This window comes from Paenibacillus sp. FSL H3-0469 (assembly GCF_038051945.1).
Taxonomy (GTDB): domain Bacteria; phylum Bacillota; class Bacilli; order Paenibacillales; family Paenibacillaceae; genus Paenibacillus_AQ.
This window is the reverse complement of the sequence record NZ_CP150302.1, coordinates 5,491,748-5,513,071: the sequence shown is the minus strand read 5'-3', so window position 1 is coordinate 5,513,071 and position 21,324 is coordinate 5,491,748. Positions and strand designations below refer to the sequence as shown.

Sequence of the window (21,324 nt, the reverse complement as noted above, 5' to 3'; positions counted from 1 at the left end):
CCTCACCATAATCTTCCGGCCAGCATCGTGAACCGGATCAGCGTCAGCTCATTACCCTCTTCAATCTCCAGTGGTTCATCCAGCGCGGCGCATTCCTCTTCCTGTACGAACACCTTGTACAATCCGTCTTCGTAAGCAAGCAGTGCCGCAGCCGTAGCCTGCTCTATTTCAGGCTTCGTCTCACCGTACACCGTGCCGAACCCGACCTTGCCGTTATCGCCCTGCTCCGCAATTTCAGTTGCAGTCAAGTAGGGGATCAGTTCCCCCCGCTCCTGCCGCTCCAGCATAGCCTGCACCTGCCCGGCCACAATCTCCGTGATCAGCGCGCGAAGCGTTTGCGGACGGTCAGCAAGCAGCAGCTCCTTGCGCTCAAGCACCGGCCTGCGTTTGCCCAGGCTTTTGACGGTTACATACAGCTTCATGGCCTTCCCTCCTTACCTCAATAGATCCATTCGACAGATTATCTAGTTCATTACCCAATTTTGCAGAAATCAACCCGTTCCCCCGGACGAAAATTCAAATTTGTGCGGATACAGGGCATCCGGTATCTGTACAGCTCTTTTTTTGCTAAAATAGAAGGGTCGGCGCATTTCCGTGCAATCTTGGCGCCAGTCACTGAAACGGAGGCATTACCTGTGGATTATATTATTCTGGACATCGAATTCAACGGCCGCAAATTTGCCAGCGAGCATCCTATGGAGGTCATTGAGATCGGAGCGGTCCGGTTAGACGCTTCTTTGCAGGTTAAGGATGAATTCTCAGCCTTGATCAAGCCCATATACTTCTCCACCCTGAATTCATTCATCAAGAAAAAAACCGGCATCCCCCAGGAGGATATCGACGTCGCCAGCCGGTTCCCGAAGGTGATTACTGCCTTCAGAGCGTGGCTCGACCAGAGTGCTGACGGCGTGCTGCTCTTAACCTGGGGCGGCGAGGATATGAAACGGATTATCCAGGATGTGCGGATGCACAAGATGGATGATGCCTACTGGATGGAGGCCACCTACTTCGATCTGCTCAAGGGCGTCCTGCGCGCCCGCGGCCTCAGTAACGACATCAGCGTCGAAGGGGCTATGGCCCTCCTCGGCCTGGAGCCTTCCGGCTCCGCCCACCGCGCGCTGGACGATGCCAAGATGACGGCGGAGATCTTCCGCGCAGTCTTCAGCGAGCTGGACTTTGCGCGGTCGCAGCATTATGTCGATACCTTCTCGAACGCCAGGGAGCGTAAGACGGTTAAGATCGCTATCAAAGCGATGACTGCCCAGAAAATCGTCCCCACCTGGGAACTGGTCGCCGAGCATTACTTCCCTGCGGAGGATGCCCTGGCGGACCCCCGGAAGCTGGCAGAGCTTAAGGCGTATTTCGCCGCCCAGCTTGGCAAGAAATAACCCCATACCCGCTCGCAACAGCGGCAATCTCCCAAGGCATAGCCGGGGCGGTTGCCGCTGTTTGCTTTTCCAGTCGCTTTTTTCAGTCGCCCCGGTTACCCGCCCCGCAGTCTGGTTATTCTACCAAATAAGAGTTGACCTTGCCGTTACGTCAAAGTGTACAGTTAGATCTGTAAGCGGCCGCTTACCCGGCGGGAACGCCTTGAACCCGTTCTCTGCTGTATACGCCAAGATAGATTGGAGGCAGATTAGACCATGGAATATACGGTGCAAAAGCTGGGGACACTTGCGGGGATCAGTGCACGGACCCTGCGGTATTACGATGAATTCGGCATTCTGAAGCCGGCCAGAATCAGCTCCTCAGGATACCGGATCTACGGCCAGGCCGAGGTAGACCTGCTGCAGCAGATTCTGTTCTATCGGGAGCTGGGCCTCGGCCTTACGGCGATAAGAGATATTATCCATTCGCCCTCCTTCGACGGCGCCCGCGCCCTGCGTGAGCACCATGACCAGCTGCTTCAGCGGAGACAGCAGCTGGACCGGCTCATCGCGAACGTCGAGCAGACCATTGCACACACAGAAGGGAGAACTACAATGAGTAATCAGGAGAAATTCGCCGGCTTCAAGCAGAAGCTGATCGCAGATAACGAAGAGAAATACGGGCAGGAGATCCGGGAGAAATACGGCGCGGAAGCTGTGGAGCAGTCGAACCGCAAGCTGAGCCATATGACGGAGGAGCAGTACGCTGCCCTTCAACAGCTTGAGGCTGACATGTTCGCGTCCCTGGAGCAGGCGATGGAGGATGGCGATTCGGCCAGCGAGCTGGCGCAGAAGGCCGCTGACCTGCACCGTCAGTGGCTAAGCTTCTACTGGGATACGTACACCAAGGAAGCCCATGCCGGTGTGGCCCAGATGTATGTGGAGGATGAGCGATTCACCGCTTATTACGACCAGCGCCGCCCGGGCATGGCCGCGTTCCTGCGGGATGCTGTCCACGTGTATACGGGAGCGAAGCAGCAGACGTAATCGTTTGGCATAGCAAAGAGGCAGCCGGATTAACGGCTGCCTCTCTTTTATCCTGCTGGAGCGCTCTTCTGGCTCAATCATCATCCTCGTCGGAATCGGTATCGGTGTATACAACCTTGGCAGTATACGCATCGACACCTACTTCTGTCTTGACCTGCCCGTTCCTGATTTCAACCTCATAGACAGCGCCCCCGTGATCCCGGTCCAGATCAATCTCGGTGACCGTCCCCTTCACAGCAGCTTGAGCCACCTCAGCCGCCTTGCCTGCGGTAATCAGCTTCCCGCCTGAGGCCGGAGCTGCCTTATGAGAGTCATCATCATCTGCATCCTTGCGCACGCTGATCACTTTTCCCGAATAGGCATCTACCCGGACATCTATCTCCTGCTTGGTCTGCTGAATTTCGATATCGTAAAACGTGCCGCTGGCCTTCTTCTCCAGATCGATGCTCTCCACCTGTCCCGGAGCTGCCTTCAAGGCAATCTGCTCAGCTCGGCTTACACTGATCAACGTTTGACTCTGGCTCTTCACGGATGCAGCTGCTTCTGCCGTACTCCCCTTCAGCTCCCCTATACCATAAGCGCCGCCGAGAATAAGTGCTGCCGCCGTGATACTGCTCCATATCTTTGTCTTCAATGTTAACGCCTCCTAAGTTCATTCTTCGCTGCTTCATGTAGTAACTATAACGCTACAATCTGAGAGAACAGCGGGAGAAACATTAGAATTCGCTGAGAAAACAAATAAACAGAACACTAGGAATCCTCTCCATCCGGCTCTTCCCAGGTCACAGACATAATATGGCCCGAGATTGCGTTGACCTGGACTACGGCCTCCCGTCCGTCTGAAGTATGAATCTCCACCAGATAATAAGCGCCCGCCGCATCGATTCCCGTATCCACATCATCCAGCTCCCCCGGTACCTCAAGCAGAGCCAGCCTGACAGCCTCTGCTTCGGAGACTACGCTCTGCGCCGCCGGAGAAGGTACTGGTGACGGGGTAACGGCAGCTCCGCCAGATGGAGCTGGAGTAGCGGCAGGCGTAGGCAGCACCGCCGGTTCGTCCGTGCGCTTCAGCAGCACGATGGAGAGAATCTCGCCGGTAACTCCGTCCAGCTTCAGCTCATACCGTCCCTGCTCCGTCTGAAGCTCTGCCACATAAGCTCCTGCTTGCAGCTTCAGATTGTCTACCTTGCCGGGATATTCGCTCAGCACAGCCATCGTAGCCTGATCTCTGGATAACAGCGGCTCCGAATCCTTCCTGAACATCCAGAAGGCACCCCAAGCCAGCAGCAGCAAGACAACCATACCTATGACTGCCTTGTACATCTTGCTCTTGTTCGTTGGTTTCTGCTTCATTGTCCACCTCCCCTGCGGTCCGCAGCCATGCGGATTGTCACCGAGGTTCCCAGACCTACCGTACTATCTATGGACAGCTCTGCTCCAATCGCCCCCGCGATCTCTGCGGCAAGCGACAGTCCCAGGCCTGCCCCTCCGTTCTCACGGGTTCTCGCCTCATCCACTCTATAAAAACGGTCGAATATCTTCGGCAGCTCCTCCGGCGCAATTCCAATGCCGCGGTCGGTAATCACAATCATCCGTTCCTGCCCGGAAGCCTCAATACGCACAGTTATCTGCTCATCGCTGTATTTGCGGGCATTGTCCAGGAAGATGAACAGCAGCTGCCGGAGCTTCGCTTCATCGCTGTAGCCCTCCGCCGGCCCCTTGACCTGAACTACGACCTCTCTCCCGTAAGCATTATGAAAAGCCTTCGCCGAAGAACGGGCCAGCTCCTCCAGATCCATCAGCTTCAGCTCCAGCTCCCACTGCTCCGGGTGCTTCGCCAGCAGCAGCAGCTGCTCCGTCATTTCCTTCATCCGCACAGCTTCGGAATGAATGGCCTCAACCGATTCCTCGAACAGCTCCGGGTGCTCCCGCCCTCTGCGCTTCAGCAGACTGGCATAACTCTCAATCACCGTCAGCGGTGTGCGCAGCTCATGAGAGGCATCCGACACAAATTTCTCCTGCTTCACATAATTACTCTCCAAGAGGCCTATCATTTCGTTGAAGGTATGCCCCATCTCCACCAGCTCATCCTTCGAGTGTGCTTCCAGCGGAAGCCTGCGGAATTTCCCGCTGCGCTGAATCTCCCGCATGGTCGCCGTCATTTGGACGATGGGCCGCATAATCAAGCCCGACAACAGGCGGCTGGAGAGCAGCAGCGGAAGCAGCGCAGCAAGCGTAGCCCCGGCCAGGACCATCCGCAGCACCCGCAACGTATCCATCGTGCTTTCCAGGCTTTTGGTCATCTGGAGATTCAGGACGTTCCCGTCTGTCCAGATGACCGGAACGCTCACGAACGCATACAAGCGTCCGTCCACCCGGACCCGCTCCACCTGCTTCGCGGAATAGTAGACCGGCTTCATCCGGCTGATCTCCTGCCCGGAGGCTGAGGTAACCGGTGCCGGTCCGCTTCCGTCTGCACTAAGCAGCCGCAGCATTCCCTCCACCGGTACATAAGCCCGGAGCAGCTCCGGTGCCGTTACCCCGTCTCCCGCTTTTCTCATCGCGTCAGCGATTCTGGCCGTCTCGGCAGTTGCCTGCCCAAGCTGGCTGTCTAATGACATCCGGCTGAACACGGCGTAAATGAACAGATTCATGAGGATAAGCAGCACGGCGAACAGCACGCTGGAATACAGATGAATGGTGCTCCGCAGCTTCATGGGGTATCCTTCAGCACATAACCAACGCCCCGCACGGTATGAATCAATTCAGGCTCGTGGTCCAGCGTAATTTTTTTGCGGACATAGCGGACATAGACATCCACAATATTCGTATCGCCGTAATAATCGTACCCCCAGACGGCAGCCATGATCTGTTCCCTGTTCAGCACCTGGCGCTTATTCTTCAGCAGGTAGACCAGCAGGTCGAACTCCCGGGGAGTCAGCTCGATGCTCCGGCCTGCCCGCTTCACCTCCCGCGTAGCCTCGTTCAGCTCCAGATCAGCTGCCAGCAGCAGGTTGACGGCTTCGTCTCTCCTCCGCCCCGAGGCCAGCCGCAGCGCAGCACGGACACGCGCCAGCAGCTCCTCAATTTGAAACGGCTTCGTAATATAATCATTGGCCCCAAGGTCCAGGCCCGACACTTTATCCTCTACCGAGCTTTTGGCTGTAAGCAGCAGAACCGGCGTATCGGGATCTCCCGACCGGATTCGCCGCAGCAGCTCTATACCGCTGAATCCAGGCAGCATCACATCCAGCAATAACAAATCGGGCTGCTGCTCCTGGTACATCTCCAGTCCCTGATGGCCGCTTCCGGCAATGGACACACGGTATCCCTCGCATTCCAGCTCAATCTGCAGCAGACGGGCAATTCTCACCTCATCCTCCACAACCAGGATCAATTCTGTCATCGGCGCTCCGCCCCTTCTACTTGGTTGCCTCCATTGTAGGGCATGGAGAGCTACAGTTTCAAACTCCGTCCGCCACTTGCAATACTCTCCATGTATGCAAAAGGGTGCTTCCACCGTTTCACCGGCCGGAAGCACCCCTCTATCCCCATTCCTGCTGCGCCTGAACCGGCAGCCGCTACAAGCTGCGGTGCAGCAGCGTAAGCACACCGCGCAGCTCGGCAACTGCCACCTGCCCCGGTGCCGAAGGCTTATGCGCCGCACCGAAGGTCAGCGCCGAGCCGAAGATCTCCCCGGCCAACCGGCTAATCACGCCTTCCCCCGCCATCGACATCGTAATGATCGGACGGTCCGCATACTGCTCCTGCATCCGGTTCGTCGCCGCCAGCAGGGTCAGCACATCGGCTGGACCTTGCGGCATTACGGCAATCTTCGGCAGATCGCCGCCCAGCTCCTGCGCCCGGCGCAGCCGGGAGACAATCTCCTCCTCGGACGGCGTCCCGTCGAAGTCATGATTCGAGAGAATCACGAACACCGCCTGCCCATGCGCTGCGGCAATCAGCTTGCGGACCTCCGCCTCCTCCTGGAACAGCTCCACATCCACAATATCCACCAGCCCGCTCTCTACCGCTGCCTGGATCAGCCGGAAGTAATAGGCTGAGGAGATCTCCTTCTCCCCGCCCTCCCTGGCGCTGCGGAAGGTGAAGATCAGCGGAATCTCCGGCAGCAGGCGCTGAATGTCCTCCAGCACCTGGGTCACGGCATTAATATCTTCCACCTCCGTGAAGAAATCACTGCGCCACTCCACCACATCCGGCGCCAGTGCGATTAGCGCCTCAGCTTCTGCACGCAGCTCCGTCCGCGTCGTTCCGACCAGCGGAACACAGATTTTGGGCATCCCTTCTCCGAGGGTTATATTCTTAACAGTTACTGTACCGCTCAAACGTGTCAGCTCCTTAGCGGACCCGGAGTCTCAGAGCTTCCTCTGACGCTCCCCGCTTAATTTGTCTATAAGCATCTGCTTCCTCTATCACACACCGAATCTACTGGCCACTACAGGTCTTACGGCTCCGCATCAGCAGCTGAACTCAGGAACTGCTCTACCTCTTCCAGTCTGGGCAGAGAAGCAATCGCCCCCGTCTTGCCAACCGCCAGCGCACCGACAGCATTGGCGAAGCGGACCGCTTCGTCCAGCGTCCTGCCGCAGGTCAGCTGCCAGGCCAGCGCCCCGTTGAAGGAATCTCCGGCTGCTACTGTATCTACCGCCTGCACCGGGAACCCCTGGATATGCCGGCTTCCGGCAGCATCCACGACTAACGCCCCCTTGGAGCCCAGCGTTACAATGACGTGCCGGACCCCTTTTGACAGCATCATCCGGGCCGCACGCTCTGCATCCTCCACACTCTCCACAGAGATTCCGGCCAGAATCCCCGCCTCTGTCTCATTCGGAGTCAGGTAGGTCACATGGTGCAGCAGCTCATCGCTCAGCGGCTGGGCCGGAGCCGGATTAAGAATCACCGGAATCCCGTGCCGGGACGCCATCGCTGCCGCAGCCTCGCACATCGCCAGATCCGTCTCCAATTGCATCACTACGATCCCGGCCCCGCTAATCACTGTCTCAAGCGCTTCAATATCCTCCGGTTTCATCTCCACATTCGCACCAGGCACTACGATGATCCGGTTCTCCCCGGACCCGTCCACCACAATGGAAGCAACCCCTGTAGCCTGGGATTCACTCTGTGAGATATACGCAGTATGCACCCGCTCCTGCTCCATAATCTCCAGCAGCCCGCTGCCAAAGGCGTCCTTCCCCACTCTGCCGATCATCGTCACATCCGCGCCCAGTCTGGCCGCCGCAACGGCCTGATTCGCCCCTTTTCCGCCTGGAGACAGAGCAAATCCCTGACCGAACAGGGTCTCCCCGGCCTCCGGCGCACGCTCTGCCCGCACGACCATATCCATATTCAGACTTCCAATTACGACTATACTCAATCCTTTACACCACCACTTGGTTTATTGTTTGATTTAGGGTTTAGCTTATGATTTAGATGAACCTTGTACATTTATTCTCCCCTTATCTTATGGCCTTCCGGCAGGTTAATCAAATTTTATTTATCGGCTCCGCAGGCGGCCAGCCGTCACCGAAACTTCGCTGTGCTTTTTAAGGATAATTATGCTAGAATGATGGTGCAATCGCTTCCAGATCCTGCCTTGCCTTATTGAGCAAACGTTTGCATCTTAGATACAGCCTGCAGCAATTCTTATTCGCAGTACCATCTAAATCGCATTTAGGAGGCTTATCAAGTGAGCGACAACCACTTACCGTCAGTAGCTTATTTCAGCATGGAGTACGGACTGCATTCCGACTTCAAAATGTACGCCGGAGGCCTGGGCATCTTGGCCGGAGATTACATCAAGGGCGCGCAGGATATCGGGGCACCCATTATCCCCATCGGACTCAAATGGAAACAGGGCTACACGGACCAGAAGATTGATGCGGACGGCACCCCCTACGACTCTTACCACAATTATGTGTACGACTTCCTGGAAGATACGGGCGTCAAGGTCACGGTAAAAGTCAGAAAGACCGATGTCGTCTGCAAAGTGTGGAGAACCGACCGGTTCGGCAACCGTCCGCTCTATTTGCTCGACACCGATATCCCGGAGAACAGCGATGCCTGGATTACCGGCCAGCTCTACGGCTGGTTCGGGGAAGAGCGGATTGCCCAGGAGATTGTTCTGGGCATCGGCGGCGTCAAGGCCATGCGCGCCCTGGGCATTAAGATCGATGTCTATCATTTCAACGAAGGGCATGCGGCGCTTGCTGCGATTGAACTGATCAGGGAGAAGATGTCCGGCGGCAGTACCTTTGAAGAAGCCTGGAAGGCTACACGGGAAGAGGTTGTGTTCACTACACATACACCGATTAAGGAAGGCAACGAGACCCATCCGCTGGACCGGCTGGAATACATGGGGGCCTTTAATGGCTTAACCCGGGCGCAGATGGAGCGGATTGGCGGAGAACCCTTCAACATGACCGTTGCCGGCCTGCGGCTGTCGCGGATCTCGAATGCGGTTGCCCAGCTTCATGCCGAGACCGCGAACACCATGTGGAAGGAAGTCGCCGGCCGGTCTGCCATCATCGGCATCACCAATGCGATTCACACCCCTACCTGGGTAGATGAGCGGGTGACCCGCGCTTTTGAAGAGGGCGGCGACCTGTGGGCCGTGCACAAGGAGATCAAGCAGGAGCTGATCGGCTTCATCGAGGAACGCTCCGGCATCGCCCTGAATGCCGACCAGCTGCTGATCGGGTTCTCCCGGCGCGCCGCGCCCTACAAGCGCAGTGACCTGATTTTCTCCCAGCCGGACATTATAGAGCCGTACCTGGAGAGCGGCAAGATCCAGATTGTCTTCTCCGGCAAGGCGCACCCGCTGGACGACAACGGCAAGCGGATCGTCAGCAACCTTGTAGCTATGATGCGCAAATATCCGAAGAGCGTAGTCTTCCTGGAAAACTACGATATGACCATCGGAGCCCAACTGACCCGCGGCTCTGACATTTGGCTGAACAATCCGCGCAGACCGCTCGAAGCCAGCGGAACCTCCGGGATGAAGGCCGCCATGAACGGCGTCCTGAACTGCTCCATCCTGGACGGCTGGTGGCCGGAGGCCTGCATTGACGGCGAGAACGGCTGGCAGATCGGCGACGGCTTCGAGACCACCGACTTTGCGGTGCTTGACCAGCATGACAGCGATGCACTGTACGAGACCCTTCTGAACCGCGTCCTCCCGGTCTTCTATGAGGATCAGGCCAAGTGGGTGCAGATGATGCACCGCAGCATCGAGACCACCCGCATCGAATTCGCCACCAAGCGTATGCTGGATGAATACTATAACCGGATGTATATCACAAGCTAACTCGTATTAGTTTGGTATCATCAGCTAACTTGCAGGTCTTCTTGCTTCCGTCACCTTCGTCTCCTTACTGCTCCGCATTTGTTCACGAATGCCTCCTCCTGTCCGCTGCTGCGGGCGGGAGTTTTTTGTTGCAATAGTATCATCAACCATCCTTCTTCTACATAAGCTTAATTATAATAATTATAAAAAAGGATTGATTTTATTTAAATTATTGCTATTATAGAACTTATACTTAATCTAAAATCAAATCCTATACGAGGTGATTGTGTTCATGACCACAAACAATAACAACAAGCTAACGACTAGCTGGGGCGCCCCCGTAGGCGACAACCAGAATTCAATGACCGCCGGTGCCCGCGGCCCCGTGCTGCTGCAGGACGTCCACTTACTGGAAAAGCTGGCCCACTTCAACCGTGAGCGTGTTCCCGAGCGGGTCGTTCATGCCAAAGGTGCCGGTGCCCATGGTTATTTTGAAGTCACCAATGATCTCTCCCAATATACGAAGGCTGCCTTCTTGTCCGGAGTCGGCAAACGCACCCCGATGTTCATCCGTTTCTCTACCGTAGCCGGGGAACTGGGTTCATCCGATACCGTGCGTGATCCGCGCGGCTTTGCTGTGAAATTCTACACCGAGGAAGGTAACTATGACCTGGTCGGCAATAACACACCTGTCTTTTTCATCCGTGACGCCATTAAATTCCCGGACTTTATCCATACCCAGAAGCGTCATCCGCAGACCCATCTGAAGAACCCAAATGCGGTCTGGGACTTCTGGTCCCTCTCCCCCGAGTCTCTGCACCAGGTGACGATTCTGATGTCTGACCGCGGCATTCCGGCTACTCTCCGCCATATGCATGGCTTCGGCAGCCATACGTTCAAGTGGGTGAATGCCGAAGGCGCAGCCGTCTGGGTGAAATACCACTTCAAGACAGAGCAGGGCGTCAAGAATCTCGATGTTAAACTGGCAGCACAGCTAGCCGGGGAGAACCCGGATTATCATACAGCCGATTTGTTCAACGCCATTGATTCCGGGGACTTCCCGGCCTGGAGGCTGCATGTGCAGATTATGCCTGTGGAGGATGCCGACACCTACCGCTTCGATCCGTTTGATGTAACCAAGGTGTGGTCACAGAAGGATTATCCGCTGATTGAGGTTGGCCGCATGGTGCTGGACCGCAATCCTGAGAATTACTTCGCCGAAGTGGAGCAGGCCACCTTTTCCCCCGGCTCATTCGTTCCAGGCATAGAGGCTTCTCCGGATAAAATGCTTCAGGGCCGCCTGTTCGCATACGGGGATGCCCACCGCTACCGGGTAGGTGCGAACCATAACCACCTGCCGATTAACCGGCCGGTCGCCGAGGTCAACAATAATCAGCGCGACGGCGCGATGAATGCTACGAATAACGGGGGAGGCTCCGTCTATTACGAGCCCAACAGCTCCGGCGGGGCAACCGAGTCAGCGCAGCATAAAGCGGCTGCTTTTGAAGTCTCCGGCCAGGCGGACAGCGTGTCTTATGACCATGACGACCACTACACCCAGCCGGGTGACCTGTACCGTCTGCTCAGCGAAGAGGAGCGGGCCCGGCTCGTAAGCAATATTGTAGGTGCCATGACTCCAGTAGAGTCTGAGGAGATCAAGCTCCGCCAGATTGGCCACTTCTACAAAGCCGATCCGGAGTTTGGCCGGCGAATTGCAGAAGGACTGGGATTAGCAGTAACAGAGTAACCCCTATCCACAGCAAAAAAGGGATAAGCATCGTCGCTTACCCCTTTTTTGCATGATATGCAGCTTATATTTCCAGATTCATGAGACAGAGAGATAATAGACTAGTGGCCTGCTCCGTGATTGTTAATAGAAATATTGCCGGAGGATGCGGATAAGTGACCGCCTGCGCTTGCCGTTGTAACCACTACGCTTGCGCTAATCAACAATACGGCTGTTAATAACGAGATCGCCTTTTTCATCTTTTAAAAACTCCCTCTCTAAGATATTTTTCATTATATTTTGATAAGATTCTTGTTGTTCTGCGGTCGCATGGCTTCGGATATGTTCATAAAACGACACGATCTTCCTAAAGCCTGTCCCGTCATAAAGTTTACTACTTATTACCAAAATATAGAGAGTCAAATTAATTGCATCATGAATTTTCTCCCTTTTATACAAATAAATTGCACTAAGATGCATGTAGTCTATGTAGTATCGGATATCTTCCTGTTTCTCTCTGCAGCTTAGTTCCTGTAGCGGCTCATTGAATTCATCCAGTACCCAGTCGATAGAAAAGTTGTACTTAATGGCAGATTCCAGCACAGTAATCAGGCAGGCAAGCAGCTCTTCCTGGTCCCCTGTGCGAATGAATTCAACATAATCAGGGAGAACTTCTACCTTCCCTTCCAGCAGATCAATGACGAAGGTGTTGGCTATCGCAATGTTCCTGTAGTATTCCACTTCTGCGGCAGCTTCCTGATCCTCATCCGTGATCCAGCTCAAATCCGAATACAAGCCTATACACTTTCTTGATTCAGCGAGGTTACCGAGCTTTTGATAGGCAATCCCCTTCATGCACGCACTGTAACCGAGATAATACACTATATTTTTTTTCAAATAATACTTCTTTGCACCCTGTTGATGGGAGCCGTAGGTTAGAACTGCAAGTTCAAAGAGCTTGTCTGAAATCTCGAGAATTGCCGCCCAGTTCTCCCATGAGAACGAGACCTTAAGCATATCTGTCAAAGAGTCTTCATTCATCCCATCCAGTTCCAGCAATTTCTATCTTGCCTCCTATCATTCCATTATATTCCAATAATAACCTGCTTCACCGCTCCGGTCAATTCATTCCAGACATATATATCGCTAAAAACCTCTTTATTCTCCAGTTGAGCTATTCAATCTAACCTTTTCGACATTTTTATTCCATATTATGTAATATTGTAGTCTGCGGCTACTGCTGATACACATCCAGCCACTGCTCCAGCCGCTCCTTCAAGCGCTCCCTGGCCGACACCGGCTCCAGAATCTCCGCATTCGGGCCATACTGTAGAATCCACTTGATGAACTCCTTCTCATTATTAACCGTGACTTCAAAGAGCAGCGTTCCATCGCCTTCTTCGCTCATCCGCGGCTGTACGAACAGCTCCTCTTCCTTAATGTAACGTGCCACCTCCGGATCGAACCGTACCTTGAACGTGACATTCCGGGTCCCCCGGTTGATCGACCAAGTATTTTTCAGATACTGCTTAATATTGAAATTCCCTTTATCAAAAGTGGACGCCGTCATCTCCACCTGCTCAAACCGGCTGATCCGGAACGTGCGGATTGCGCCTTTCAGATGGCAATAGCCAATGAGATAAAAGCGCTGATCCCGCGGGATCAGGTAATACGGGTCAATCTCCCGCGCCGTAGTGACATTGCTTGATTGCGAGTGGTATACCGTACGGATACTGCGCTGCTCCAGGATTGCTCCAATAAGCGGCTGCAGGAAGTTCCTGCTCTCCTTGCGGTAGGCCGGGGTGCCCATTTGAATAATATCCGCGATATTCTCCAGCAGGCCATTTTGCCGCGATTTCTCCTTCTGATGAGTACCCATCACCTTGTCATACGCAGAATGAAACCCCGGTGGAATTCTATCCTGGTTCAGCACCGAAGGCAGCAAAGAGAACGCCAGCGACTCCTGCTCCGAGAAATCCAGCGGATACAAAAAGAATTTCCCCATGAACCGGTAGCCCGTACCTCTTCCTTCATTCGTAACCGGTGCAAAGTGGCTGATCACCTCAAGATCCCTGTAGATCGTTCTAATATTCACCTCGCACCTAAAGGCCAAGTCTGCTGCGGTAATCCCCGGGTTCGACTGAATGGCGTTAATGATTCTGAAAATCCGTATTACTTTTTCTGTCATAACAAATGCTCCTCAGCTTCCAAGTAAGTGTTGCCTATGATCCAATAGTCCAATAGTTATACTATATCAGTTCTATAGAAACATAACGCCCTTCAATACTATTGCAATCCCGGCCCTTACAACAAAATCCCCCAGCGGGTAAACGATATTGGTACCTCTATACCACGCTTACAGGGAGCACACTTTTCTCCATCAACCTGCCTTCTCACCATCTCTCTGCCTTCTGGCGGCCGCTTAACAGCTACAGCCCTTAGCGCTCTGGCACATTGATACCTCTGAATTCTATTGTGATCGGTTTTTCGTATAGCATCCGTCCCATATAGCTCCTCAGCAGCGAATGTATTCGGTTGGTCGCACACATCCGCCTCCATATAACTCTTCAGCAGCGAATGTATTCGGTTGGTCACACGCGTTCTGAAGTATTTTTCCTTTCATGGTGGCACTCCTGTCCCTGCCTCTTGTCAATTCTAAGCGTTCTCTCTCACCGCCCGCTTGATCGGAGCCGAATTGTTGCACATCTTACAGGATTTCTCTAGAAATGTTACGGGCTACGGTACATTGTTGAATCATTTGCAGGAATTCCGGTGTTTAGTACAAATTAGCGCTGGCAATGTTGTATTTCATGCAGGATTTCTGAATCCGGCGCTTCTATTGAGCAGTATTCCTGCACTTCTTGCAGGATTTCTCTAAATGTTACGGCCTGCGGAGCGTAGAGCCCATTTCTCATTGGAGCAGCATCAATTGTATTCGGATTTCCGCACACATTTCCTAAATAAAGGACAAGACAAAATCATCCTAACGGATGAATAAAATTACCTTTGCGCGAACACAATGTATGCTGTTTTCCACATACATTTGGTCCGTATGCTGCTATGCCTGCCCATTGTATTCAGTTTAAGCATACCTTTAGCCTTCAGTCACATTCAGCATCGAAGTCATTCTACGAATCCTTCCAAGAACTCTCATCTACAAATTTACACACACCTTTTCCACAGCAGCAGGAAACTATAGTTTCCTAATACAACAAAAAAGTCCGTCTTCCCCATAGGGCTGACGGACACAGATGATACAAATATAAGCGGGTGATGGGAATCGAACCCACGCTATCAGCTTGGAAGGCTGAAGTTCTACCATTGAACTACACCCGCATAGGTGAAATGAAATATCGGGATGACACGATTTGAACATGCGACCCCCTGGTCCCAAACCAGGTGCTCTACCAAGCTGAGCTACATCCCGTTAATAAAAATGGCGCGCCCTGAGAGATTCGAACTCCCGGCCTTTTGATTCGTAGTCAAACGCTCTATCCAGCTGAGCTAAGGGCGCAAAATCTATATGGAGCGGACGACGGGAATCGAACCCGCGACCCTCGCCTTGGCAAGGCGATGCTCTACCGCTGAGCCACGTCCGCAAAAACATGGTGCGCGTGAAGGGACTTGAACCCCCACGTCGTGAAACGCCAGATCCTAAGTCTGGTGCGTCTGCCATTCCGCCACACGCGCACACGTTACAAGAAAATGGTGAGCCATGAAGGACTCGAACCTTCGACACCCTGATTAAAAGTCAGGTGCTCTACCAACTGAGCTAATGGCTCTCATAAGAGAAACAATCCGAAAAAGATGGCTGGGGATATAGGAATCGAACCTATGAATGACGGAGTCAAAGTCCGTTGCCTTACCGCTTGGCTAATCCCCAATATTATAATTAGCAAAGTACTACGGAATCGGATGGATACTCTATACTTCGAGATATAGGATGCTCAATCCCTTAAGTCTTAATACCATTTAAAATGGCGGAACCGACGGGATTCGAACCCGCGATCTCCTGCGTGACAGGCAGGCATGTTAGGCCAACTACACCACGGTTCCAGATTTAGCGTTTGGGGCCCCCCGGAAAGTATTCGGAATATGCTATAGAGCACATCTTCACTTTGTGGGGAACAATTGCGGGGGCAGGATTTGAACCTGCGGCCTTCGGGTTATGAGCCCGACGAGCTACCGGGCTGCTCCACCCCGCGTCATTGTACAAAATCTATTCGGTTAAGATAGATGGTGGAGGCTGAGGGGTTCGAACCCCCGACCCTCTGCTTGTAAGGCAGATGCTCTCCCAGCTGAGCTAAGCCTCCATATATGACTCGTATGGGATACTCTTCACTCCGTTACGAGATTGCGAAGTATTCCTTACGATGCCTAAGCTTCAACGAACCCAGGGAATTCTCATCCCATCATTCAAAGAAAATAGTGGTGACTCGTATGGGATTCGAACCCATGTTACCTCCGTGAAAGGGAGGTGTCTTAACCCCTTGACCAACGAGCCATGCTGTATGAAAAGTATTGCTACGGAGAGAGGGATACTCTTCACTTCGTTACGAGATTGCGATGTAGTGCTAACGAAGCTTATGCTCCAACGAACCACGGAGGGTTCTCATCCCTTTGCAGGGAGGTAACGCTACGGAGAGAGAGGGATTCGAACCCTCGAGACGCTTGTGGCGCCTACACGATTTCCAATCGTGCTCCTTCGGCCAAACTCGGACACCTCTCCATATGGCTCCCCGAACAGGACTCGAACCTGTGACAACTCGATTAACAGTCGAGTGCTCTACCAACTGAGCTATCAGGGAATATGTAACCAATTAGGGCAAAAAAAATACCACAGTGTGTGTGGATGGTCCGCTTGGCGGCGTCCTACTCTCCCAGGACCCTTCGGTCCAAGTACCATCGGCGCTGGAGGGCTTAACGGTCGTGTTCGGGATGGGTACGTGTGGAACCCCTCCGCTATCGCCACCAAACGGGCATTTACAGCGTAAATGCTTCAGGAATTTGATTCCTGAAAACTGAATCCGAAACGAATCTGCGTGATAGAAATTTTGGATAAGCCCTCGACCGATTAGTATTGGTCAGCTCCATGCATTGCTGCACTTCCACCTCCAACCTATCTACCTCGTCGTCTTCAAGGGGTCTTACATACTGGGAAATCTCATCTTGAGGGGGGCTTCACGCTTAGATGCTTTCAGCGCTTATCCCGTCCGTACGTAGCTACTCAGCCATGCTCCTGGCGGAACAACTGATGCACCAGCGGTACGTCCATCCCGGTCCTCTCGTACTAAGGACAGCTCCTCTCAAATTTCCTGCGCCCACGACAGATAGGGACCGAACTGTCTCACGACGTTCTGAACCCAGCTCGCGTACCGCTTTAATGGGCGAACAGCCCAACCCTTGGGACCTACTTCAGCCCCAGGATGCGATGAGCCGACATCGAGGTGCCAAACCTCCCCGTCGATGTGGACTCTTGGGGGAGATAAGCCTGTTATCCCCAGGGTAGCTTTTATCCGTTGAGCGATGGCCCTTCCATGCGGTACCACCGGATCACTAAGTCCGACTTTCGTCCCTGCTCGACTTGTAGGTCTCGCAGTCAAGCTCCCTTATGCCTTTGCACTCTGCGAATGATTTCCAACCATTCTGAGGGAACCTTTGAACGCCTCCGTTACTCTTTAGGAGGCGACCGCCCCAGTCAAACTGCCCGCCTGACACGGTCCCCGTACCCGATAAGGGCACTAGGTTAGAACCTAGATACGATCAGGGTGGTATCCCAACGGCGCCTCCGCAGAAGCTTGCGCTCCTGCCTCCACGGCTCCCACCTATCCTGTACAGATCGTACCCAAATTCAATATCAAGCTGCAGTAAAGCTCCATGGGGTCTTTCCGTCTTGTCGCGGGTAACCTGCATCTTCACAGGTATTAAAATTTCACCGGATCTCTCGTTGAGACAGCGCCCAAGTCGTTACGCCATTCGTGCGGGTCAGAATTTACCTGACAAGGAATTTCGCTACCTTAGGACCGTTATAGTTACGGCCGCCGTTTACTGGGGCTTCGGTTCACAGCTTCGGATTGCTCCTAACCGCTCCCCTTAACCTTCCAGCACCGGGCAGGCGTCAGCCCGTATACTTCGCCTTACGGCTTCGCACAGACCTGTGTTTTTGCTAAACAGTCGCTTGGGCCTTTTCACTGCGGCCCCCTCGGGCTATTCACCCTACCGAGGCACCCCTTCTCCCGAAGTTACGGGGTCATTTTGCCGAGTTCCTTAACGAGAGTTCTTCCGCGCGCCTTAGAATTCTCTTCTCGCCTACCTGTGTCGGTTTGCGGTACGGGCACCTTCTCCTGACTAGAGGCTTTTCTTGGCAGTGTGAGATCATGACCTTCGCTACTGTAATTTTCGCTCCCCATCACAGCCCAGCCTTACGGTGTGCGGATTTGCCTACACACCAGCCTCACTGCTTAGACGGACATCCATCAGTCCGCGTCACTACCCTCCTGCGTCACCCCATCGCTCATAGCGGATTACGGTGGTACAGTAATTTCAAACTGTTGTCCTTCGACTACGCCTTTCGGCCTCGCCTTAGGTCCCGACTTACCCTGAGCGGACGAGCCTTCCTCAGGAAACCTTGGGCTTTCGGCGGATCAGATTCTCACTGATCTTTTCGTTACTCATACCGGCATTCTCACTTGTATACTCTCCAGCGCTCCTTACGGTACACCTTCAACGTATATACAACGCTCCCCTACCCCAGATACAAAGTATCTAGCCATAGCTTCGGTGGTGTGTTTAGCCCCGTTACATTTTCGGCGCAGAGTCACTCGACCAGTGAGCTATTACGCACTCTTTCAATGGTGGCTGCTTCTAAGCCAACATCCTGGTTGTCTGTGCAACTCCACATCCTTTCCCACTTAACACACACTTGGGGACCTTAGCTGATGGTCTGGGCTGTTTCCCTTTTGACAATGGATCTTAGCACTCACTGTCTGACTCCCGGCAAGAAGTAAATGGCATTCGGAGTTTGACTGAGCTTGGTAACCCTTGCGGGCCCCGCACCCAATCAGTGCTCTACCTCCACCACTCCATTCACCGAGGCTAGCCCTAAAGCTATTTCGGGGAGAACCAGCTATCTCCGAGTTCGATTGGAATTTCTCCGCTACCCCCACCTCATCCCCGCATTTTTCAACATGCGTGGGTTCGGGCCTCCAGTGCGTGTTACCGCACCTTCACCCTGGACAGGGGTAGATCACACGGTTTCGGGTCTACGTCCACATACTTAGTCGCCCTATTCAGACTCGCTTTCGCTGCGGCTCCGGCTTCTCACCTTAACCTTGCATGTTAAACGTAACTCGCCGGTTCATTCTACAAAAGGCACGCCATCACCCATAGAAAGGGCTCTGACTTTTTGTAAGCACACGGTTTCAGGTTCTATTTCACTCCCCTTCCGGGGTGCTTTTCACCTTTCCCTCACGGTACTGTTTCACTATCGGTCGCCAGGTAGTATTTAGCCTTAGCAGATGGTCCTGCTGGATTCATACGGGGTTTCACGTGCCCCGCACTACTCGGGATCCGTCTCGGAGAGAATACCATTTCGGCTACAGGGCTTTTACCTCTATCGCGGGCCTTTCCAGACCTCTTCGCCTACCATATTCCTTTGTAACTCCATGTGAGACGTCCCACAACCCCAAGAGGCAAGCCTCTTGGTTTAGGCTGTTCCGCGTTCGCTCGCCGCTACTGACGGAATCACTATTGTTTTCTCTTCCTCAGGGTACTTAGATGTTTCAGTTCCCCTGGTCTGCCTCTGCGTATCCTATGTATTCAGATACGAGTAACTGCGAATTACCACAGCTGGGTTTCCCCATTCGGACACCCCCGGATCAAAGCTTGCTTACAGCTCCCCGAGGCAGTTTCGTTGTTCGCCACGTCCTTCGTCGGCTCCTGGCGCCTAGGCATCCTCCGTGTGCTCTTAGTAGCTTAACCTCGATTTTTCCGTCAGGAAACTATCGGACAATGAATTTCTTCAACGTCTGTATTTCCATCAAGATCATCGTAGCATCGCCATTAATTCAAAACTTGTTTACACAAGTTCAGCTTAAAGGAATGTTCTAAAACGCAAATTCGTTTCGGTATCCAGTTTTCAAGGATCAAAGGTAAAGATGAGAGCTTAAACTCTCAAAACTGACCAACGAGTGAGTAACAGGCCTAAACCTGATTGGTTTGGAAGTTAAACTTCCGATTTGAATGTCTTCATTGCAGAAGACGATTCTCCATAGAAAGGAGGTGATCCAGCCGCACCTTCCGATACGGCTACCTTGTTACGACTTCACCCCAATCATCTACCCCACCTTCGGCGGCTGGCTCCCTTGCGGGTTACCCCACCGACTTCGGGTGTTGTAAACTCTCGTGGTGTGACGGGCGGTGTGTACAAGACCCGGGAACGTATTCACCGCGGCATGCTGATCCGCGATTACTAGCAATTCCGACTTCATGCAGGCGAGTTGCAGCCTGCAATCCGAACTGAGACCGGCTTTGCTGGGATTGGCTCCACCTCGCGGCTTCGCTTCCCGTTGTACCGGCCATTGTAGTACGTGTGTAGCCCAGGTCATAAGGGGCATGATGATTTGACGTCATCCCCACCTTCCTCCGGTTTGTCACCGGCAGTCACTCTAGAGTGCCCAGCTCAACCTGCTGGCAACTAAAGTCAAGGGTTGCGCTCGTTGCGGGACTTAACCCAACATCTCACGACACGAGCTGACGACAACCATGCACCACCTGTCTCAACTTTCCCCGAAGGGCACCTGATGCATCTCTGCTTCGTTAGTTGGATGTCAAGACCTGGTAAGGTTCTTCGCGTTGCTTCGAATTAAACCACATACTCCACTGCTTGTGCGGGTCCCCGTCAATTCCTTTGAGTTTCAGTCTTGCGACCGTACTCCCCAGGCGGAGTGCTTACTGTGTTAACTTCGGCACCAAGGGTATCGAAACCCCTAACACCTAGCACTCATCGTTTACGGCGTGGACTACCAGGGTATCTAATCCTGTTTGCTCCCCACGCTTTCGCGCCTCAGCGTCAGTTACAGCCCAGAAAGTCGCCTTCGCCACTGGTGTTCCTCCACATATCTACGCATTTCACCGCTACACGTGGAATTCCACTTTCCTCTTCTGTACTCAAGTCACCCAGTTTCCAGTGCGACCTCAGGTTGAGCCCAAGGTTTAAACACCAGACTTAAATAACCGCCTGCGCGCGCTTTACGCCCAATAATTCCGGACAACGCTTGCCCCCTACGTATTACCGCGGCTGCTGGCACGTAGTTAGCCGGGGCTTTCTTCTCAGGTACCGTCACTCCGGCAGCAGTTACTCTACCGGACGTTCTTCCCTGGCAACAGAGCTTTACGATCCGAAAACCTTCATCACTCACGCGGCGTTGCTCCGTCAGGCTTGCGCCCATTGCGGAAGATTCCCTACTGCTGCCTCCCGTAGGAGTCTGGGCCGTGTCTCAGTCCCAGTGTGGCCGTTCACCCTCTCAGGTCGGCTACGCATCGTCGCCTTGGTGGGCCGTTACCCCACCAACTAGCTAATGCGCCGCAGGCCCATCCCCAAGCAGCAGATTGCTCCGCCTTTCATTCTCTCCTCAGGAGAAGAAAGAAATTATCCGGTATTAGCTACCGTTTCCGGTAGTTATCCCAGGCTTGAGGGCAGGTTGCCTACGTGTTACTCACCCGTCCGCCGCTAAGTTTGAAAGGAAGCAAGCTTCCTTTCAAACTCCGCTCGACTTGCATGTATTAGGCACGCCGCCAGCGTTCGTCCTGAGCCAGGATCAAACTCTCCAAATTGGTATTTAGAAAGAGCGATTGCTCATTTTGAAACATCTGACGAGAAT

Annotated in this window: 13 protein-coding genes, 13 tRNA genes and 3 rRNA genes; 4 read left to right on the top strand and 25 right to left on the bottom strand. The window is 53.5% G+C overall.

What is annotated here, in order from left to right:
• Window positions 1-2 precede the first annotated feature (2 nt).
• On the bottom strand, window positions 3-422 hold the full coding sequence (locus NSS83_RS24285; protein WP_341186994.1) for a hypothetical protein: 420 nt from the start codon (window positions 420-422) through the stop codon (window positions 3-5).
• A 213-nt stretch (window positions 423-635) separates the two neighbouring features.
• Between NSS83_RS24285 and NSS83_RS24280 the strand changes: the two genes are divergently transcribed.
• Complete coding sequence (locus tag NSS83_RS24280; RefSeq protein ID WP_341186993.1) at window positions 636-1,388, top strand: 3'-5' exonuclease; 753 nt, start codon at window positions 636-638, stop codon at window positions 1,386-1,388.
• Between the two features lie 255 nt (window positions 1,389-1,643).
• Window positions 1,644-2,414 (top strand): MerR family transcriptional regulator, encoded by a 771-nt coding sequence (locus NSS83_RS24275; RefSeq protein WP_341346669.1) that lies wholly within the window; start codon window positions 1,644-1,646, stop codon window positions 2,412-2,414.
• A gap of 73 nt (window positions 2,415-2,487) precedes the next feature.
• On the opposite strand, the gene NSS83_RS24270 is transcribed toward NSS83_RS24275, so the two are convergent.
• From NSS83_RS24270 to rbsK, 6 genes are all read right to left on the bottom strand, one after another.
• Complete coding sequence (locus tag NSS83_RS24270) at window positions 2,488-3,048, bottom strand: PepSY domain-containing protein (protein WP_341346668.1); 561 nt, start codon at window positions 3,046-3,048, stop codon at window positions 2,488-2,490.
• Between the two features lie 116 nt (window positions 3,049-3,164).
• On the bottom strand, window positions 3,165-3,767 hold the full coding sequence (locus NSS83_RS24265; RefSeq protein ID WP_341186990.1) for a PepSY domain-containing protein: 603 nt from the start codon (window positions 3,765-3,767) through the stop codon (window positions 3,165-3,167).
• A complete protein-coding gene (locus tag NSS83_RS24260) occupies window positions 3,764-5,131 on the bottom strand; it encodes a HAMP domain-containing sensor histidine kinase (RefSeq protein WP_341186989.1) in 1,368 nt (455 codons plus the stop codon). Before NSS83_RS24260 ends, NSS83_RS24265 begins: the two co-directional genes overlap by 4 nt.
• The gene (locus NSS83_RS24255; RefSeq protein WP_341186988.1) at window positions 5,128-5,820 is read right to left on the bottom strand and encodes a response regulator transcription factor; all 693 of its coding nucleotides are present in this window, start codon (window positions 5,818-5,820) and stop codon (window positions 5,128-5,130) included. Before NSS83_RS24255 ends, NSS83_RS24260 begins: the two co-directional genes overlap by 4 nt.
• Window positions 5,821-5,995: 175 nt before the next feature.
• Window positions 5,996-6,760: a type I 3-dehydroquinate dehydratase gene (gene aroD / locus NSS83_RS24250; RefSeq protein WP_341186987.1), complete on the bottom strand. Its 765-nt coding sequence runs from the start codon at window positions 6,758-6,760 to the stop codon at window positions 5,996-5,998.
• Between the two features lie 119 nt (window positions 6,761-6,879).
• On the bottom strand, window positions 6,880-7,809 hold the full coding sequence (gene rbsK, locus NSS83_RS24245; protein ID WP_341186986.1) for a ribokinase: 930 nt from the start codon (window positions 7,807-7,809) through the stop codon (window positions 6,880-6,882).
• A 312-nt stretch (window positions 7,810-8,121) separates the two neighbouring features.
• On the opposite strand from rbsK, the gene glgP reads away from it, so the two are divergent.
• On the top strand, window positions 8,122-9,738 hold the full coding sequence (glgP, locus tag NSS83_RS24240; RefSeq protein WP_341346667.1) for an alpha-glucan family phosphorylase: 1,617 nt from the start codon (window positions 8,122-8,124) through the stop codon (window positions 9,736-9,738).
• Between the two features lie 271 nt (window positions 9,739-10,009).
• Window positions 10,010-11,464 carry a catalase KatA gene (gene katA / locus NSS83_RS24235; protein WP_341346666.1) on the top strand — a complete coding sequence of 485 codons (1,455 nt, stop codon included), beginning with the start codon at window positions 10,010-10,012 and terminating at the stop codon, window positions 11,462-11,464.
• Between the two features lie 195 nt (window positions 11,465-11,659).
• On the opposite strand, the gene NSS83_RS24230 is transcribed toward katA, so the two are convergent.
• The 18 genes from NSS83_RS24230 to NSS83_RS24145 all read right to left on the bottom strand — a co-directional run bounded on the left by NSS83_RS24230 (window position 11,660) and on the right by NSS83_RS24145 (window position 21,277).
• Window positions 11,660-12,502, bottom strand: coding sequence for a DNA-binding protein (locus NSS83_RS24230; RefSeq protein ID WP_341186983.1), 843 nt, complete (start codon window positions 12,500-12,502; stop codon window positions 11,660-11,662).
• A gap of 175 nt (window positions 12,503-12,677) precedes the next feature.
• Complete coding sequence (locus NSS83_RS24225; protein ID WP_341346665.1) at window positions 12,678-13,631, bottom strand: WYL domain-containing protein; 954 nt, start codon at window positions 13,629-13,631, stop codon at window positions 12,678-12,680.
• A gap of 1,077 nt (window positions 13,632-14,708) precedes the next feature.
• Window positions 14,709-14,779: transfer RNA gene (locus NSS83_RS24220), tRNA-Gly, on the bottom strand.
• Between the two features lie 17 nt (window positions 14,780-14,796).
• Window positions 14,797-14,870, bottom strand: a tRNA-Pro gene (locus NSS83_RS24215).
• A 10-nt stretch (window positions 14,871-14,880) separates the two neighbouring features.
• Window positions 14,881-14,957: transfer RNA gene (locus NSS83_RS24210), tRNA-Arg, on the bottom strand.
• A 10-nt stretch (window positions 14,958-14,967) separates the two neighbouring features.
• Window positions 14,968-15,042 (bottom strand) — tRNA-Gly (locus tag NSS83_RS24205).
• A gap of 7 nt (window positions 15,043-15,049) precedes the next feature.
• A tRNA-Leu gene (locus NSS83_RS24200) sits at window positions 15,050-15,133 on the bottom strand.
• 16 nt (window positions 15,134-15,149) lie between these two features.
• Window positions 15,150-15,225, bottom strand: a tRNA-Lys gene (locus NSS83_RS24195).
• A 26-nt stretch (window positions 15,226-15,251) separates the two neighbouring features.
• Window positions 15,252-15,326 (bottom strand) — tRNA-Gln (locus NSS83_RS24190).
• A 95-nt stretch (window positions 15,327-15,421) separates the two neighbouring features.
• Window positions 15,422-15,499: transfer RNA gene (locus NSS83_RS24185), tRNA-Asp, on the bottom strand.
• A gap of 75 nt (window positions 15,500-15,574) precedes the next feature.
• A tRNA-Met gene (locus tag NSS83_RS24180) sits at window positions 15,575-15,648 on the bottom strand.
• Between the two features lie 32 nt (window positions 15,649-15,680).
• Window positions 15,681-15,756, bottom strand: a tRNA-Val gene (locus NSS83_RS24175).
• Between the two features lie 116 nt (window positions 15,757-15,872).
• Window positions 15,873-15,947, bottom strand: a tRNA-Glu gene (locus NSS83_RS24170).
• A gap of 135 nt (window positions 15,948-16,082) precedes the next feature.
• Window positions 16,083-16,172, bottom strand: a tRNA-Ser gene (locus NSS83_RS24165).
• 3 nt (window positions 16,173-16,175) lie between these two features.
• A tRNA-Asn gene (locus NSS83_RS24160) sits at window positions 16,176-16,251 on the bottom strand.
• A gap of 51 nt (window positions 16,252-16,302) precedes the next feature.
• Window positions 16,303-16,419: ribosomal RNA gene (rrf, locus tag NSS83_RS24155) — 5S ribosomal RNA — on the bottom strand.
• 78 nt (window positions 16,420-16,497) lie between these two features.
• Window positions 16,498-19,423, bottom strand: a 23S ribosomal RNA gene (locus tag NSS83_RS24150).
• 293 nt (window positions 19,424-19,716) lie between these two features.
• Window positions 19,717-21,277, bottom strand: a 16S ribosomal RNA gene (locus NSS83_RS24145).
• The 16S, 23S and 5S rRNA genes sit together here with 13 tRNA genes alongside, the layout of an rRNA operon.
• Between the last annotated feature and the right edge of the window lie 47 nt (window positions 21,278-21,324).

Excerpts from the sequence above, each read along its gene's own strand:
- NSS83_RS24285 (WP_341186994.1), bottom strand. The coding sequence starts at position 422 with ATGAAGCTGTATGTAACCGTCAAAAGCCTGGGCAAACGCAGGCCGGTG.
- NSS83_RS24275 (WP_341346669.1), top strand. The coding sequence starts at position 1,644 with ATGGAATATACGGTGCAAAAGCTGGGGACACTTGCGGGGATCAGTGCA.
- NSS83_RS24265 (WP_341186990.1), bottom strand. The coding sequence starts at position 3,767 with ATGAAGCAGAAACCAACGAACAAGAGCAAGATGTACAAGGCAGTCATA.
- NSS83_RS24260 (WP_341186989.1), bottom strand. The coding sequence starts at position 5,131 with ATGAAGCTGCGGAGCACCATTCATCTGTATTCCAGCGTGCTGTTCGCC.
- NSS83_RS24255 (WP_341186988.1), bottom strand. The coding sequence starts at position 5,820 with ATGACAGAATTGATCCTGGTTGTGGAGGATGAGGTGAGAATTGCCCGT.
- katA (WP_341346666.1), top strand. The coding sequence starts at position 10,010 with ATGACCACAAACAATAACAACAAGCTAACGACTAGCTGGGGCGCCCCC.
- NSS83_RS24225 (WP_341346665.1), bottom strand. The coding sequence starts at position 13,631 with ATGACAGAAAAAGTAATACGGATTTTCAGAATCATTAACGCCATTCAG.